We start from the raw sequence: 16,839 nt of genomic DNA, 5'->3' as shown, positions 1-16,839 counted from the left end.
TATATAAGTCGCTGAAAATAGATAAAATAAAAGTTCGCTTGCCGCCCCTGGGTAGGCTGATAAACTTGCTGCGTGTGAAATAAGGTGAGTCAGTGATGATCAGCGAAGCAGAATATCTCGATTCCTACGATCCGAGCCGGTTCCCCTCGCCGCTGGTGACGGTCGATAGCGTGCTGTTTAGCCTGCATCAGCAGACACTCTGCGTGCTGTTGGTTGAGCGCGCCAGCCAGCCGCAACAAGGGCGCTGGGGATTGCCCGGCGGCTTTATTGATATGGCGCAGGATAGCTCTACCCGCGCCACGGCGCTGCGCAAGCTGACGGAAAAAACCGGCGTCTCGCCTTCGTGGCTGGAGCAGTTGGATACCTTCTCCGGGCCAGAGCGCGATCCGCGCGGCTGGAGTTTGACCGTCGCCTGGTATGCGCTTATTTCGTGGGTTGCCTGCGCGCCGCATATCGCAAGCGTCAGCGATGCCAGATGGGTGCCGGTTGCCACTCTTGATGAGCTTGAGCTAGCCTTCGATCACGGCGAGATTATCCGCGCCGCGCTGCGCCGCCTGCGGCAAAAAACGATGTACTCGCTCCTGCCCGTTTACTGTTTGCCTGAGACCTTTACCCAGAGCCAACTGCAGGAAGCGACGGAGATCATTCTCGGCCAGCCGATCCAGCGTAAAAGCCTGATCCGCCGTTTTGAAGCCTCCGGCATGTTTGAAGAGACCGGGGAGAGCGTGGCCACCGGGGCGCGAAAAGCGCGCTTATGGCGACGTAAAGCGGATGCCGATATCCACCTCTTTTCACGCAACCTGCTGGCAGACAGCTAAAACAGCACCCGCGGAGCAACGGGTGCAGAGTGTGTTATTTACCGAAGCCATCCGCTTTCAGCATGTTGTCCAGGGTCAGTAACTCCGCATCTAAATCAAGCGAGTCATTCTCCAGCAGGGCTTGATGCTGCTGTTCAAACGCGCGCTCAACGCGTTCAAGCACTGCTGCCAGCTCTGTTATCGCCTTTTGCCGTTGCGCCTCGTCACTCAGTTGTTCGGAAAGTATCTGCCCCCTGGCCGCAATATTTTCCAGGAGCGGCAAATAGCGCTCAAGGAAACGTCTCCCTGGTCCCACATCTCTGGGATCGGACTTCATGCACTGCAGGATCTTTTCTGCCAGCGTGACAATGCCTGTCAGGTGAACAACCAGCGTATCGGGTAAGGTGTACTTGTTTACCAGCCGATAGAGTTGCTGCTCGAGCGATGACGGCTCCTCAACAGGTTGCGACTTGACCTGCTTAAGCTTTTCCATGTGCGCAATGTGCAGCTCAAGTTCGCGTGCTTCGCGCGCCTGGCGCTTGCGGTCTATTTTACGAAACACTATGCCGCCGATCAGGATAACCCAGAACAAGCAGCCTAATATCGGTGAAAAGGCTTCATTGACGTGGGCATACCCCACTGCCGCAAATAACCACACAAACAGATACCAGACATGAATGCGCCCCAGCGAGTACCGGCTTCGGTAAGCGTGCACCAACATCGCGACCGTGGCCGCGGCAAATGGCATCGTCGCTGCATCATAAAACATCAGCCAGACAAAGCCCGCGAAGGCGCCTATTCCCAGCGCAATGCGGTCATAAAAGAGCGTGCGGGCCAGCAAGACAAAACTGAACCATGCCAGGATCTGCATAAGCACAGGAACATCAGATGGATCGAGCACCTCTTTCGCCTTCTGGCTGCCATAAAGGAATCCCAGCAAGCAGAGGACGATCTGTATAGTGACCCGGTTTACGCGGTTGCTGTAGATTTTATCCAGCATGTAGGTAATTTTATTGCCCATTCTCTTTTCCTGACTCAGGCCTTAGCCTGATTACCGCTGGCGATAGCGGCCAGACGCGTGCGCAGATCGGTTTCCATCGTGCCGAGCTCTTTTTCCACTTCCTGACGGCGCTGGCGCGCATCGGCTGCGATCTTCACGGACTCTTCAATCGTGTTAAGCAGGCGTGACTGCACATCGCGCAGCGTCTCGATATCCACAACCGAGCGCTCGACTTCGCGGGCGGTCTCAATCGTACCGGTCTGCAGCATCTCAGCGTTGCGGCGCAGCAAATCGTTTGTGGTATCGGCAACATCTTTTTGCAGCTTCGCGGCCTGGCGCTGCGTCTGCAAAGAGAGCGAGAGGGCAATCTGGTTTTTCCACACCGGAATGGTGGAGAGAATGCTGCTCTGGATCTTTTCCGCCAGCGACTGGCTGTTGCTCTGCATCAGACGGATTTGCGGCGCGCTCTGCATGGCGATGGTGCGTGACAGCATCAAGTCATGCAGACGACGCTCAAAACGCGCAATACCGTCGAGCAGGTCGCGCACGCGCTGGGCAATCATCGGATCGGACGCCGCCTGTGCTTGCAGAGCGGGCAGCTCTTCCTGTTTTACCTGCTCAAGACGTTGCTTACCGGCGATAACATGCAGGGTAATTTGCTGGAAAACATCGCGGTTGCGCTCAAACAGGATTTGTAGCGTCGAGATATTACGCAGCAGGTCGACCATCGCGTTATTCAACTTATCAGTAATGTCTTCCACCTGAGCTGAAAGCGTTTTGTACTCCAGCATGGTGCGCTCAATGCGATTGAAGAGTGATCCCACAAGCGGCAGCGAGGCCAGAAAACCCGGCTTTTGCTCAAAGGCACTGATATCGACCTGCTTAATTTTTTGCAGCAGATCGGTAAGTTGCGAACCGATAATGCCCGCATCTTTTGCCCGCACTTGCTGCATCAATGAGTCAGAGAATTGCGACATCGTTTGCATGGTTTTCGCACCGAAACCGAGCGAGTAGGCCGGATCGTAAATATCGATCTCTTTCACCATCGTCTGAATTTGCGTCTGCTGCTCGGGGGTCAAATTATCCGTCTCCGGCAAATCATTTAATGGCTGCGCTGCTGCCAGGCCAGAGGAGGTAATGTCAGTCATATTAGGTGTCCTTGAGGATGAAATCGCAGGCAGGCGCAGTGTCAGCGCGGGTTGTGATACCTCTTTTTACCGCTGCCCCGGTCGGTCAATACGGTACAACAGCAGCAAAGTATTAAACAGGCCAATTATTAGCAAGTATAATAACCGCCTATTTACCTACCTATTTTGATGAAATGGCAGAAATTACACCTGCACTTCTCGATGCAGATCAACGCGTTGCTTCCACCTTCCAGCCGATGCGTGGCGCGAGCAACCCACATCTTCAAACCATGCTACCGCGTCTTATTCGCCGTCGCGTCGCGTTTGAACCCTGGTGGCAGCGCCTTGAGCTGCCGGACGGGGATTTCGTCGATCTCGCGTGGAGCGAAGAGCCAAACCAGGCACGGCACAAACCGCGGCTGGTGGTATTTCATGGTCTGGAAGGGAGCCTGCACAGCCCCTATGCGCATGGCCTAATCAATGCGGCGAAACAGCGCGGCTGGCTGGGCGTAGTGATGCATTTTCGCGGCTGTAGCGGGATCCCGAATCGCCTGAACCGCATCTATCACTCCGGCGAAACCGAAGATGGCACCTGGTTTCTCACCTGGCTGCGTCAGGAGCTTGGCGAGGCGCCGACCGCGGCGGTGGGATACTCGCTGGGTGGAAATATGCTCGGCTGCCTGCTGGCGAAAGCGGATGACGATCTTCCCGTCGATGCGGCGGTAATTGTTTCCGCGCCGCTGGTGCTGGAGGCCTGCAGTTATCATATGGATAAGGGCTTCTCACGCGTTTATCAGCGTTATTTGCTCAACCTACTGAAGGCCAATGCTGCGCGGAAACTGCGCGCCTATCCCGGTTCGCTGCCAACGACCATGGAAGTGCTGCGTAAAATGCGGCGCATCCGCGATTTTGATGATGTGATTACCTCGAAAATCCACGGCTTCGACGATGCGCTTGATTACTATCGCCGCTGTAGCGCCATGCCGCTGCTGCCGCAGATTCGTAAACCGACGCTTATCATTCACGCCAAGGATGATCCGTTTATGGATCATCACGTAATCCCCGATCTTGCGCAATTACCCGCTAATATTGAGTATCAATTGACGGAACATGGCGGGCACGTCGGCTTTGTCGGCGGCACGCTTCGTCGCCCGGAGATGTGGCTTGAAAGGCGCATTCCGGAGTGGTTATCCGCTTATCTGGGAGCATCATGATTATTCCGTGGCAAGAACTCGACGCCGACACGCTCGACAATCTGATTGAGAGCTTTGTCTTGCGCGAAGGCACCGATTATGGTGAACATGAGCGTTCACTTGAGCAAAAGGTCGCCGACGTAAAACGGCAATTGCAGCGCGGCGAGGCCGTTCTGGTATGGTCAGAACTGCACGAAACGGTGAATATAATGCCGCGCGGGCAGTTCCACGACTAACCGGATGCCGGGCGGCTTTAATACTGAACAACAGCTTTTCTTCAGGGAGTTGCTATGTCCGCCAAACATCCGGTCATTGCCGTCACTGGCTCCAGCGGCGCGGGAACCACCACCACCAGCCTCGCCTTCCGTAAGATTTTCGCCCAACTCAATATGCATGCGGCGGAGGTGGAAGGTGACAGCTTCCATCGTTATACCCGTCCGGAAATGGACATGGCGATCCGCAAAGCCCGCGATCTTGGGCGGCACATCAGCTATTTTGGCCCGGAAGCGAACGATTTCGGCCTGCTGGAGCAGACCTTCAGTGAGTATGGCCAGAGCGGCCAGGGCCAGGCGCGGAAATATCTCCATACCTACGATGAAGCCGTGCCGTGGAATCAGGTGCCGGGAACCTTTACCCCGTGGCAGCCGCTGCCGGAGCCGACCGATGTGCTGTTCTATGAAGGGCTGCACGGCGGTGTGGTGACGCCGCAGCATGACGTGGCGCGCCATGTCGATCTGCTGGTGGGTGTGGTGCCGATTGTTAACCTTGAGTGGATCCAGAAGATGATCCGCGACACCAGCGAGCGCGGCCACTCCCGTGAAGCGGTGATGGATTCAGTGGTGCGCTCGATGGAGGATTACATCAACTACATCACGCCGCAGTTCTCCCGCACGCATCTCAATTTCCAGCGCGTTCCCACCGTCGATACCTCCAACCCCTTCGCCGCCAAAGGCATCCCTTCTCTGGATGAGAGCTTTGTGGTGATTCATTTCCGCAATCTGGAGGGGATCGATTATCCGTGGCTGCTGGCGATGTTGCAGGGCTCGTTTATCTCGCATATGGATACGCTGGTGGTGCCGGGCGGAAAAATGGGGCTGGCGATGGAACTGATTATGACGCCGCTGGTGCAACGGCTGATGGAAGGCAAGAAGATTCAATAGCCCGGCGGGCAACGCCGCCGGGCGTGCTCATCAGGCTTCGGTCACCTCAAAGGAGTGGGTAATCTTGACCGCTTTTTCCAGCATCAGCGCCACGGAGCAGTACTTTTCCGCCGAGAGATCGACCGCGCGCGAGACGGCAGCATCTTTCAGTGCCTTACCGGTGACGATGAAGTGCAGGTTGATATGAGTAAAGTAGCGCGGTGCTTCTTCACGGCGCTCGGAAGTCAGCTTCACTTCACAGTCGGTCACGTCATGACGCCCTTTTTGCAGGATCGACACCACATCAATCGCGCTGCAACCACCGGCGGCCATCAGGACCATCTCCATCGGGCTGGGAGCCTTGTCCCCGGAGTTACCATCCATCAAAATCTGGTGGCCGGAAGCGGACTCACCAAGGAACGTTAACCCTTCAACCCATTTCACTCGTGCCTGCATCTTCATCACTCCGGTATGGCAAATTTTTTCACAGATTACGCGTACATAACAAAACGCGCAACGGAAGGCGACCTGCGTCATGCTGAAGCGAGACACCAGGAGACAGGCGCCAAAAGCTATGCTAAAACAGTCTACATGCTACAGAGAAACATTGACGTTACGAATGTACGCAAGGGATATCATACATTAGAGACCGCAGATGTCGCTGACGGTCCACTTCCCGGGATTTGGGAAGCTTTGATTGCAACCCCAGAAGCTGAATGATTCACGCCGTTTCTGGAGCCAGCTTATAACAGAGGATAATCGCGCATGGTGCTTGGCAAACCGCAAACAGACCCGACTCTCGAATGGTTCTTGTCTCATTGCCACATTCATAAGTACCCGTCGAAGAGCACGCTGATTCATCAGGGTGAAAAAGCGGAAACGCTGTATTACATCGTTAAAGGCTCAGTGGCAGTGCTCATCAAGGATGAAGAGGGTAAAGAGATGATCCTCTCTTACCTTAACCAGGGCGATTTTATTGGTGAACTGGGCCTGTTTGAAGAGGGTCAGGAGCGCAGCGCCTGGGTTCGCGCCAAGACCGCCTGTGAAGTGGCGGAGATCTCCTACAAAAAATTCCGTCAGCTTATCCAGGTGAATCCGGATATTCTGATGCGCCTCTCCTCGCAGATGGCGCGTCGCCTGCAGGTGACCTCGGAGAAAGTCGGTAACCTGGCGTTCCTCGACGTGACAGGCCGTATTGCACAGACTCTGCTGAACCTGGCGAAACAGCCGGACGCCATGACCCACCCGGACGGTATGCAAATCAAAATTACCCGTCAGGAAATCGGTCAGATCGTCGGCTGCTCCCGTGAAACGGTTGGCCGCATTCTGAAAATGCTCGAAGATCAAAACCTGATCTCCGCCCACGGTAAAACTATCGTCGTCTACGGTACGCGTTAATCTGCGAAATGGCGCATCGCTCATGCGGTGCGCCGTTTTTGTTTTCCCATGTGGCGCAGGCTGATTTATCACCCCGAGATCAACTACGCACTGCGACAAACGCTGGTGTTGTGCCTGCCTGTGGCGGTTGGGCTGCTGCTCGGCCATCTGCAACAGGGGCTTCTCTTCTCGCTGGTTCCCGCCTGCTGTAATATCGCTGGCCTTGATACTCCCCATAAACGCTTCTTTAAACGGCTGATTATCGGCGGCTCGCTTTTTGCTGGCTGTAGCCTGGCAGTGCAGCTTCTGCTGGCGGAAAATCTGCCGTTGCCGGTGATCATGACGGGGCTGACGCTGCTCCTCGGAGTGACGGGCGACATCAGTGCGCTGCATGGCCGCCTGCTGCCGGCATCGCTGATCGCCGCCATCTTTACCCTCAGCCTCGCCGGGAATATGCCGGTGTGGGAGCCACTGCTTATCTACACCCTCGGCACCTTGTGGTACGGGCTGTTTAACTGGTTCTGGTTCTGGCTATGGCGCGAACAACCGCTGCGCGAATCCCTCAGCTTGCTCTACCGTCAGCTGGCAGACTATTGCGAAGCGAAATATAGCCTGTTAACCCAGCACGCCGATCCGGAAACCGCGTTGCCGCCGCTGCTTGACCGCCAACAGAAAGCGGTGGATCTGATCAGCCAGTGTTACCAGCAGCTGCATATGCTGGCGGCCAATCAGAACAATGATTACAAGCGCCTGCTGCGCGTCTTTCAGGTCGGGCTGGATCTGCAGGAGCATATCTCTGTCAGCCTGCATCAGCCGGAAAAGGTGCAGAAGCTGGTCGAACAGACCCACGCTGAGCAGGTGATTCGCTGGAATGCGCAAACCGTTGCGGCTCGTCTGCGCGTGCTGGCAGATGACATCCTCTACCATCGCTACCCTACCCGCTTCACCATGGAGAAGCAGGTCGGCGCGCTGGAAAAAATTGCCCGTCAGCACCCTGATAATCCGGTCGGGCAGTTCTGTGCCTGGCACTTTAGCCGCATCGCCCGCGTGCTGCGCACCCAGCGCCCGCTCTATATTCGCGATCTGATGGAAGACAAGCAGGAGCGGCTGCCGCTGATCCCGGCGCTGAAAAGCTATCTGTCGCTGAAATCGACCGCCCTGCGCAATGCCGCGCGCATCAGCGTGATGCTCAGCATCGCCAGCCTGATGGGCAGCGCATTAAATCTGCCTAAGCCCTACTGGATCATGATGACGGTGATGGTGGTGACGCAGAACGGTTATGGCGCGACGCGGGTACGGATTGTTAACCGTGCCGCCGGCACACTGGCCGGGCTGGTGGTGGCGGGTATGACGCTGCACTTTCATGTGCCGCTCGGGTTTACCCTGGCGGCGATGCTGCTGATCACCCTGAGTAGCTATTTGATTATCCGCAAAAGCTACGGCTGGGCGACGGTCGGTTTCACGATTACGGCGGTCTATACCTTGCAAATCCTGACGCTGAACGGCGACCAGTTTATTATCGCTCGTCTTGTCGATACGCTGATTGGCTGCCTGATTGCATTTGGCGGAATGGTGTGGCTATGGCCGCAGTGGCAGAGCGGCCTGCTGCGCCAGAATGCGCATGATGCGCTGGAGGCCTACCAGGATGCGATTCGCCTGATCCTCAGCAACAACCCTGAAGCAACGCCGCTGGCATGGCAGCGTATGCAGGTAAACCAGGCGCACAACGCCCTTTTCAACTCTCTCAACCAGGCGATGCAGGAGCCCGGCTTTAACAGCCGCTATCTGAGCGATATGAAACTGTGGGTCACCCACAGCCAGTTTATTGTCGAACATATCAACGCTATGACGACGCTTGCGCGAGAGCACACCATGCTGACACCGGATCTGGCGCAGCGTTATCTCGAGTCATGTGAAATTGCGCTGCAACGCTGTCAGCAGCGGCTGGAGTATGACAGACCGGGAGAGTCCGGAGATGTGAATATTATGGAAGGGCCGGAGACGCTGACCCATGGTCCAATGAGCACACTGGAGCACCATCTGCAGCGTATTATCGGGCATCTGAGCACCATGCACACCATCTCATCAGTGGCATGGCGTCAGCGCCCGCATCACGGCATCTGGCTACGCCGACGCCTTACGCGTTAACCACGCGCGCAACGGCCTGCGCAAAGCGCTGCATCCCTTCGTCGATATCCTGATCCTCGATAATCAGCGACGGCGCAAAACGCATCACATCCGGACCGGCATTCAGCACCATCACGCCCGCGGCGGCAGCCGCGTGCAGGAAGTCACGCGCACGGCCTTTGTATTGCGGCTTCAGCTCGGCACCCACCAACAATCCCATCCCGCGAATATCGCTGAAGAGATCGTACTGCTCATCAATCTGCTGCAGATGCTGAACAAAGCGCTGACGTTTAGCCGTGACGCCCTTCAGCACTTCAGGGGTATTGATGATATCGAACGCGGTACCGGCCACCGCGCAGGCCAGCGGATTGCCGCCGTAAGTGGAGCCGTGAGAGCCGGCGTGGAAGACGCTGGCGATTTCGTGGGTCGTCAACATGGCGCTGACCGGGAAACCGCCACCGAGGGCTTTGGCGCTGGTCAGGATGTCCGGCGTCACGCCATAGTGCATGTAAGCGAAAAGTTCACCGCTGCGCCCCATGCCACACTGCACCTCATCAAACACCAGCAGCGCGTTGTGCGCATCGCACAATTCACGCAGGCCTTTGAGGAACTCAGGCGTGGCGGCAGTAACGCCGCCCTCACCCTGAATCGGCTCTACCACCACGGCGCAGGTGTGATCGTCCATCACCGCTTTAACCGCGTGAAGATCGTTAAAAGGAACATGCACGATATCGGCCGGTTTCGGGCCAAAGCCATCGGAGTATTTCGGCTGACCGCCGACAGCCACGGTAAAGAGAGAGCGCCCGTGAAAAGCCTGGTGAAAAGCGATGATCTTGGTTTTGTACGGGCTATGGCGCGTTGTTGCATAAAAGCGCGCCAGCTTGAAGGCGGTTTCGTTAGCTTCAGTGCCGGAGTTCATAAACACGACGCGCTCGGCAAAGGTGGCATCCACCAGCTTGCGCGCCAGACGCAGAGCGGGCTCGTTGGTAAAGACATTGCTCAGGTGCCAGAGCGTCTCGCCCTGTGCTTTCAGCGTCTCTACCAGAGCCGGATGGCAGTGACCTAAGGCAGTTACCGCAATACCGCCGGCAAAATCAACGTACTCTTTACCCTGCTGATCCCAGACGCGGCTGCCCTTTCCCTTTACCGGGATAAACTCGGCCGGTGCGTAAATTGGCAGAATAACGTCATCGAAGTTTGCACGTGTCACCGCGTCTTGCTGAGTTGCCATAGGTTGCCCATCCCGTGTTATGTTGCATTCATAGTGAAAATATAATCACGAAATATGCATAAAAAATCACTAGATGGCAACCACAAATCACCGCGAAAGGAAGTTTTCCAGCAACTGATGCCCCTGCTCGCTCAGAATACTTTCAGGGTGGAACTGCACCCCTTCCAGATCCCACTCTTTATGACGAATACCCATAATCTCGTCGCTTTCACTCCAGGCCGTAACCTCGAAGCAGCCAGGTAAGGTGGGCGGGTCGATGACCAAAGAGTGATAACGCGTAACGGTTAACGGATTCTTTAACCCGCTAAACACACCGTTGCCGGAATGCGTAATGGGAGAGGTTTTGCCGTGCATCACTTTCGCAGCGCGCACAATGGTGGCACCAAACGCCTGCGCAATCGCCTGATGACCGAGGCAGACCCCGAGGATCGGCAGCTTGCCCGCGTAGTGCGCAATCACCGCCAGTGACAGCCCCGACTCGTCCGGGGTGCAGGGACCCGGTGAAATAACGATTTTCTGCGGCGCCAATGTCGCAATGTCCGCTAACGTCAGCTCATCATTACGCCTTACCTCCACATGCGCGCCCAGCTCGCAAAAGTACTGGTAGAGGTTCCAGGTGAAGGAGTCGTAGTTGTCGATAAGCAGGATCATGTGTATTCAACCAATGGATGTGCCGCGTTTGATGCAATTTGCGCAAAACTATACGGCACTTCGCAAAGATAAAAAACGGGTTACCTGAGTGAAATACGCCGGATGGCGCTATCGCTTATCCGGCGTACAACGTTTTGCAGCGGATAAGCGTTAGCGCCATCCGACAAAAAGGTTTACTCGCCCTCACGCGCCTCGCTCACTACCTTACTAAAGATTGCGGTCAGCGGTTCGAGATCGCCCATCGCGCCCGCCTGGTTGGCGTTGCGCCAGTCGTCGGGATCGATATTGCGCCAGTCGAGTGAGAAGCCCGCGTGCAGCGCCAGTTGCTCGAAGAAGATGCGCTGCGCAATGCCGTTACCCACGCGGAACGGATGCAGGACGTTAATTTCGCAGTAATAATGCGCCAGGCGAGCGATAAACGCCTCTTTTTCAAGCCCAACGAGCCACTCCTCATCTTCGAGCTGCTGCATCAGGGCATTACCCTCTTTCTCGATATACTCGAAGTGGCAAAAGCGGGTATCGCCCTCGTAGATATCGACTTCGCGGATCTGCCCGGCCCAGTCGAACACATCCTGATAAAGATGGCGATGAATGGCGCACAGATGCGGCAGGCCACGGGCAATCGGCCCCAGTTCCAGCGTTGCGGCACGCAGGGCGGTAAAGTGATACGCCTCCTTCTCAAGCCCCTGCGCATTGCGGATGCCCAGGCGATTGCGCATCACTTTCAGGCCGGGGAAAAGATACGGGTCGCGCCCGTCGCCGAATTTATCGCTCATTTTGCCTCCGCAGCTCTTCAAGACGTAAAGTGGCCTCTTCCGCATTCAGCGTAACAAGCTCGCTATCAACGCCCTCCAGCCGGCGGCTGGCCTGAAAATTGATGTTGCGCTGCTGCTCCCAGAGTCGGGATTTTTGCCTGTCGGTGAGTTTTTTCGGCATAGCGCCTCCCAGTTAAGCGATATACATACCCAAATGATGTACATGCCCAAAAAATTATAAGCAGTAATTTCGCGTTACGCAGGGAAGCGGTAAAACACGGGCCGCAAAGCCCGTGTGGGGAAACTTATGGCAGCACTTTCGCGGAGAGGATAACAACTGGTTTTGACGGGACATTCTGATACGGGCCAACATCGTGCGTCGGCACCTGAGAGATCTTATCCGCTACGTCCATGCCTTTGACCACTTTGCCAAATACCGCATAGCCAAAGTCACGCTGGCCATGGTCAAGGAAGGCATTATCGGCAACGTTGATGAAGAACTGGCTGGTGGCGCTGTCTTTATCCGCCGTACGCGCCATGGCAATAGTGCCGCGCGTATTACGCAGGCCGTTATCCGCTTCGTTCTTAATTGGCGGGTTAGGCTGCTTCTGCTGCATCTGCTCGTTAAAGCCGCCGCCCTGGACCATAAAACCAGGAATTACCCGGTGAAAAGTGGTGTTGTTATAAAAACCGTTATTCACGTAATCAAGGAAGTTTTTCACCGACACAGGGGCTTTCTGATTGTTCAGCTCCAGTTCGATATTACCGGCGGAGGTGGTGAGCAGAACATGCGGGTCGCCTTTTGCGGCCAGCGCAGCAGGGGAGAGAGCAGAAAGGGCGAGCAGAGCCGCCATAGCCGCCAGAGTCGATTTAACCATAAGGTTTCCTTAACGAAGTGCAGTAACGAAAGCGAGTGGCTTGATTCTAAAGAGCAGTCAGCCAGCAGGCCAGCCTTTTACTTAATTTTACGTATTTGGTAACAGATGTAACGCCAGACCGCCAAATTCGTGCGTCTTAACGGCCTGGCACACCGCTACGCTTGCGGCATCCGGTTAAAATGTACCTCTTCGCACCCCTGCTCTAACCGCACCCAACTTTGCGCCGGTTGCGTGCTGGCAATGATGCGTCCGTGACGAATAGACCAGCGCACCGGTGCCTGGCGGCGCACCGCCTCAAAGCCGTTTTCAACAGGCAGAATAATCATATTGGCAGGCACTCCTGGCGCAATGCCGTACTCTTTCAGGCCCATCGTTTTGGCGCTGTTATGCGTAATCAGGTGCAGCCCCTGTTCAATCTGTGAATAGCCCATCAGCTGACAAACATGCAGCCCCATATGCAGTACCTGCAACATATTGCCGGTGCCGAGCGGATACCAGGGATCAAACACATCATCGTGGCCGAAGCAGACATTCATCCCTGCCGCCAGCAACTCTTTCACCCGCGTAACGCCCCGCCGTTTCGGGTAGTCATCAAACCGTCCCTGCAGGTGAATGTTAACCAGCGGGTTGGCCACGAAATTGATGCCGGAACGTTGCAGCAGGCGGAAAAGGCGGGATGTATAAGCGCCATTGTAGGAGTGCATGGCGGTGGTATGGCTGGCGGTAACGCGCGAGCCCATCTCCATTTCAAGTGCCAGCGCGGCGACGGTCTCGACAAAGCGCGACTGCTCATCATCAATCTCATCACAGTGGATATCCAGCGGACGCTCATACTCACGCGCCAGGTCGAAAGCGATATTCAGTGACTCAATGCCGTATTCACGCGTGTACTCAAAATGCGGAATGGCACCGACCACATCAGCACCCAACTGAAGCGCTTTTTCTAACAGCGCTGCGCCATTCGGGTAGGAGAGAATCCCCTCCTGCGGAAAGGCAACAATTTGTAGATCAATCCACGGCGCGACCTCCTCTTTCACCTCCAGCATCGCTTTCAGCGCCGTTAACAGCGGATCGGAAACATCAACGTGCGTGCGCACATGTTGGACGCCGTTGGCCATTTGCCATTTCAGCGTCTGCCAGGCGCGCTGTTTCACATCCTGGTGGCAGAGCTGCGCTTTTCGTTCGGCCCAGCACTCAATCCCTTCGAACAGCGTACCGGACTCGTTCCAGCGGGGATCGCCAGCCGTCTGCGTCGTGTCCAGATGAATATGCGGTTCGACGAACGGCGGCAGCGCTAAACCACCGTCGGCATCAAGCACGTCAAGTGCCTCACTGTGGGTCTCGCCCATCGGTGTAATTTCTCCAAATCGCCCATTCTCAATGGCGATTTGCCAGACTCCTTCGCGATCGGGCAAGTGCACATTCTGGACTAACCATAGTGGTGTTGCTGACATCGCATTACCTCCTCTATCTCCCTAAGATATTTTGTGGCTAACCTCGTTTTAAAAAACGTCTCTTTCAGTATAGAAATTCCTCAACACATAAATACGAATGATATCTGCCACTTATAAAAATGATGAAAAATCAGCATCATACTCATTAAGGGGTAGGTTAAGGTGCAATTGATATACATCAATAATCAGGCAGGCTGAATCGTTAAGGTAGGAGGTAGTAAAAAAGAAATCGAGGCAAAAATGAGCAAAGTCAAACTCGCTATCATCGGTAATGGCATGGTCGGCCACCGCTTTATCGAGGACCTTCTCGACAAAGCCGACGCCAGCCAGTTCGACATTACCGTATTCTGTGAAGAGCCGCGTAAAGCCTACGACCGCGTCCACCTGTCATCCTATTTTTCCCACCATACAGCCGAAGAGCTGTCGTTAGTTCGCGAAGGCTTCTACGAAAAACATGGCGTCAAAGTGCTGGTAGGCGAACGCGCTATCACGATTAACCGCCAGGAAAAAGTGATCCACTCCAGCGCAGGCCGTACGGTCTATTACGATAAGCTGATTATGGCCACCGGCTCTTACCCGTGGATCCCACCGATCAAAGGGTCTGAAACCCAGGACTGCTTTGTTTACCGCACCATTGAGGATTTGAATGCCATTGAGTCATGCGCACGTCGTAGCCGCCGTGGCGCGGTGGTTGGCGGCGGCCTGCTCGGTCTGGAAGCCGCAGGCGCGCTGAAAAACTTAGGCGTCGAAACCCATGTTATCGAATTCGCCCCAATGCTGATGGCAGAACAACTCGATCAGATGGGCGGCGAACAGTTAAGACGTAAAATCGAAAGCATGGGCGTGCGTGTGCACACCAGCAAAAACACCAAAGAGATCGTGCAGGAGGGCGTTGAGGCGCGCAAAACCATGCGCTTCGCCGACGGCAGCGAGCTGGAAGTGGACTTTATTGTCTTCTCCACCGGTATCCGTCCACGCGACAAGCTGGCGACTCAATGTGGGCTTGAAGTCGCCCCGCGCGGCGGCATCGTGATCAACGACTGCTGCCAGACCTCCGATCCCAATATTTACGCCATCGGCGAGTGCGCCAGCTGGAATAACCGCGTCTATGGCCTGGTCGCGCCGGGCTATAAAATGGCACAGGTGACGGTTGACCATATCCTCGGCACGCAAAACGCCTTTGAAGGCGCGGATCTTAGCGCCAAGCTGAAACTGCTCGGCGTGGATGTTGGCGGTATCGGCGATGCACACGGCCGCACACCGGGCGCGCGCAGCTACGTCTACCTCGACGAAAGCAAAGAGGTTTATAAGCGTCTGATTGTCAGCCCTGATAACAAAACGCTGCTTGGTGCCGTATTGGTTGGTGACACCAGCGATTACGGCAACCTGCTGCAACTGGTGCTCAACGCTATCGAACTGCCGGAAAACCCCGACGCGTTGATCCTGCCGGCACACGCCAGCGGCGGTAAACCCTCAATCGGCGTCGATAAGCTGCCAGACAGCGCGCAAATCTGCTCCTGCTTCGACGTCACCAAAGGCGACCTGATTACAGCGATCAACAAAGGCTGCCACACCGTGGCCGCACTGAAAGCGGAAACCAAAGCCGGCACCGGTTGCGGCGGCTGTATTCCGCTGGTCACGCAGGTCCTGAATGCCGAACTGGCGAAACAGGGTATCGAAATCACCAATAACCTGTGTGAACACTTCGCCTACTCTCGCCAGGAGTTGTTCCATCTCATTCAGGTGGAAGGGATTAAAACCTTTGAAGAGCTACTGGCGAAATACGGTACCGGCTATGGCTGCGAAGTGTGTAAACCAACCGTCGGCTCGCTGCTCGCCTCCTGCTGGAACGAGTACATCCTGAAACCACAGCACACGCCGCTGCAGGATACCAACGACAACTTCCTCGCCAATATCCAGAAAGATGGTACCTACTCGGTTATCCCGCGCTCTGCGGGCGGCGAAATCACGCCGGAAGGGCTGATGGAAGTAGGACGTATCGCGCGCGAGTTCAACCTCTATACCAAAATCACCGGCTCGCAGCGCATCGGCCTGTTCGGTGCGCAAAAAGACGATCTGCCAGAAATCTGGCGTCAGTTAATCAATGCCGGGTTCGAAACCGGCCACGCGTACGCTAAAGCGCTGCGTATGGCGAAAACCTGCGTCGGGTCGACCTGGTGCCGCTATGGCGTTGGCGACAGCGTCGGCTTCGGCGTCGAGCTGGAAAACCGTTACAAAGGCATCCGTACTCCGCACAAAATGAAGTTTGGTGTCTCCGGCTGTACCCGTGAGTGTGCGGAAGCGCAGGGGAAAGACGTGGGGATCATCGCCACGGAGAAGGGCTGGAATCTCTATGTATGTGGTAATGGCGGTATGAAACCGCGCCATGCGGATCTGCTGGCGGCCGATCTTGACCGCGAGACCCTGCTGCGTTACCTCGACCGTTTTATGATGTTCTACATTCGCACCGCCGACAAACTGACCCGTACCGCCTCGTGGCTTGAGGGGATGGAGGGCGGCATCGACTATCTGCGTAGCGTCATTATCGACGACAAGCTGGGCTTTGATGCACAACTGGAAGCAGAGATGAACCGCCTGCGCGAAGCGGTGATTTGCGAGTGGACAGAAACCGTCAATAACCCGGCGGCGCAAACGCGCTTCAAGCACTTTATCAATAGCGATCGCCGCGATCCGAACGTGCAGGTGGTTGCGGAGCGCGCGCAGCATCGGCCGGCGACCCCCTATGAACGTATTCCGGTGATGTTAGTGGAGGAGAACGCATGAGCCAGTGGAACACCGTCTGTAATATTGATGAGATTGTCCCGGCAACCGGCGTCTGCGCGCTGGTCAATGGCGAGCAGGTGGCAATATTCCGCCCGCGCCACGATGACCAGGTTTACGCCATCAGCAATATCGACCCGTTTTTTCAGTCGAGCGTGCTCTCACGCGGCATTATCGCCGAACATCAGGGCGAACTTTGGGTTGCCAGTCCGTTAAAAAAACAGCGCTTCCGTCTGCGCGATGGCCTCTGTATGGAAGATGAAAGCCGTTCAGTTGCCCATTTTGAAGCACGAGTGAAGGATGGTGAGGTGCAGATCAAAGCATAATCC

General features: G+C 55.7%; 17 protein-coding genes. 8 read left to right on the top strand and 9 right to left on the bottom strand.

The genetic code is table 11. From position 1 onward, the window contains the following. Positions 1-95: 95 nt before the first annotated feature. Entirely contained in the window at positions 96-818 is a 723-nt protein-coding gene (locus PU683_RS02665) for an NUDIX hydrolase (RefSeq protein WP_277169981.1), read from the top strand. Positions 819-852: 34 nt separating this feature from the next. Here PU683_RS02665 and PU683_RS02660 read toward each other — a convergent pair whose 3' ends face one another. Further along, positions 853-1,818 carry a 5-bromo-4-chloroindolyl phosphate hydrolysis family protein gene (locus tag PU683_RS02660; protein WP_277169980.1) on the bottom strand — a complete coding sequence of 322 codons (966 nt, stop codon included), beginning with the start codon at positions 1,816-1,818 and terminating at the stop codon, positions 853-855. A 14-nt stretch (positions 1,819-1,832) separates the two neighbouring features. Further along, positions 1,833-2,945 carry a toxic anion resistance protein gene (locus PU683_RS02655; RefSeq protein WP_277169979.1) on the bottom strand — a complete coding sequence of 371 codons (1,113 nt, stop codon included), beginning with the start codon at positions 2,943-2,945 and terminating at the stop codon, positions 1,833-1,835. A gap of 173 nt (positions 2,946-3,118) precedes the next feature. Between PU683_RS02655 and PU683_RS02650 the strand changes: the two genes are divergently transcribed. From PU683_RS02650 to PU683_RS02640, 3 genes are read left to right on the top strand one after another with little or no spacing between them, the layout of a single operon-like run. Beyond that, positions 3,119-4,138, top strand: coding sequence for a hydrolase (locus tag PU683_RS02650; RefSeq protein ID WP_277169978.1), 1,020 nt, complete (start codon positions 3,119-3,121; stop codon positions 4,136-4,138). Next, positions 4,135-4,353: a YheU family protein gene (locus PU683_RS02645; protein ID WP_277169977.1), complete on the top strand. Its 219-nt coding sequence runs from the start codon at positions 4,135-4,137 to the stop codon at positions 4,351-4,353. Before PU683_RS02650 ends, PU683_RS02645 begins: the two co-directional genes overlap by 4 nt. A gap of 54 nt (positions 4,354-4,407) precedes the next feature. Beyond that, complete coding sequence (locus PU683_RS02640) at positions 4,408-5,277, top strand: phosphoribulokinase (RefSeq protein WP_277169976.1); 870 nt, start codon at positions 4,408-4,410, stop codon at positions 5,275-5,277. Positions 5,278-5,307: 30 nt separating this feature from the next. On the opposite strand, the gene PU683_RS02635 is transcribed toward PU683_RS02640, so the two are convergent. After that, positions 5,308-5,712, bottom strand: a complete 405-nt coding sequence (locus tag PU683_RS02635) for an OsmC family protein (RefSeq protein ID WP_277169975.1) — start codon at positions 5,710-5,712, stop codon at positions 5,308-5,310. Between the two features lie 309 nt (positions 5,713-6,021). Here PU683_RS02635 and crp point away from each other — a divergent pair, with 309 nt between their 5' ends. Then, positions 6,022-6,654 carry a cAMP-activated global transcriptional regulator CRP gene (gene crp / locus PU683_RS02630; RefSeq protein ID WP_000242758.1) on the top strand — a complete coding sequence of 211 codons (633 nt, stop codon included), beginning with the start codon at positions 6,022-6,024 and terminating at the stop codon, positions 6,652-6,654. Between the two features lie 48 nt (positions 6,655-6,702). Beyond that, entirely contained in the window at positions 6,703-8,781 is a 2,079-nt protein-coding gene (locus PU683_RS02625) for a YccS/YhfK family putative transporter (RefSeq protein WP_277169974.1), read from the top strand. On the opposite strand, the gene argD is transcribed toward PU683_RS02625, so the two are convergent. The 6 genes from argD to PU683_RS02595 all read right to left on the bottom strand — a co-directional run bounded on the left by argD (position 8,771) and on the right by PU683_RS02595 (position 13,729). Then, on the bottom strand, positions 8,771-9,991 hold the full coding sequence (gene argD / locus PU683_RS02620; protein ID WP_277169973.1) for a bifunctional acetylornithine/succinyldiaminopimelate transaminase: 1,221 nt from the start codon (positions 9,989-9,991) through the stop codon (positions 8,771-8,773). The two genes, PU683_RS02625 and argD, sit on opposite strands and share 11 nt — an antisense overlap. Positions 9,992-10,078: 87 nt before the next feature. Next, positions 10,079-10,642, bottom strand: coding sequence for an aminodeoxychorismate synthase component 2 (pabA, locus tag PU683_RS02615; protein WP_277169972.1), 564 nt, complete (start codon positions 10,640-10,642; stop codon positions 10,079-10,081). A gap of 173 nt (positions 10,643-10,815) precedes the next feature. Continuing rightward, entirely contained in the window at positions 10,816-11,418 is a 603-nt protein-coding gene (locus tag PU683_RS02610) for a putative adenosine monophosphate-protein transferase Fic (protein ID WP_277169971.1), read from the bottom strand. Continuing rightward, positions 11,408-11,578: a YhfG family protein gene (locus tag PU683_RS02605; protein ID WP_023482040.1), complete on the bottom strand. Its 171-nt coding sequence runs from the start codon at positions 11,576-11,578 to the stop codon at positions 11,408-11,410. Before PU683_RS02605 ends, PU683_RS02610 begins: the two co-directional genes overlap by 11 nt. A 124-nt stretch (positions 11,579-11,702) precedes the next feature. Beyond that, positions 11,703-12,275 (bottom strand): peptidylprolyl isomerase A, encoded by a 573-nt coding sequence (gene ppiA, locus PU683_RS02600; RefSeq protein WP_023482023.1) that lies wholly within the window; start codon positions 12,273-12,275, stop codon positions 11,703-11,705. Between the two features lie 155 nt (positions 12,276-12,430). Continuing rightward, entirely contained in the window at positions 12,431-13,729 is a 1,299-nt protein-coding gene (locus PU683_RS02595; protein ID WP_277169970.1) for a cytosine deaminase, read from the bottom strand. Between the two features lie 240 nt (positions 13,730-13,969). Here PU683_RS02595 and nirB point away from each other — a divergent pair, with 240 nt between their 5' ends. Together nirB and nirD are read left to right on the top strand one after the other, a co-directional pair. Continuing rightward, a complete protein-coding gene (gene nirB, locus PU683_RS02590) occupies positions 13,970-16,513 on the top strand; it encodes a nitrite reductase large subunit NirB (RefSeq protein WP_277169969.1) in 2,544 nt (847 codons plus the stop codon). After that, on the top strand, positions 16,510-16,836 hold the full coding sequence (nirD, locus tag PU683_RS02585) for a nitrite reductase small subunit NirD (protein ID WP_277169968.1): 327 nt from the start codon (positions 16,510-16,512) through the stop codon (positions 16,834-16,836). The genes nirB and nirD overlap by 4 nt, the downstream gene beginning before the upstream one ends. Positions 16,837-16,839: the final 3 nt, after the last annotated feature.

This window comes from Candidatus Kosakonia sp. 282A-S69 (genome assembly GCF_029433855.1).
GTDB lineage: Bacteria > Pseudomonadota > Gammaproteobacteria > Enterobacterales > Enterobacteriaceae > Kosakonia > Kosakonia cowanii_A.
This window is presented reverse-complemented; position numbering and strand designations above follow the sequence as displayed.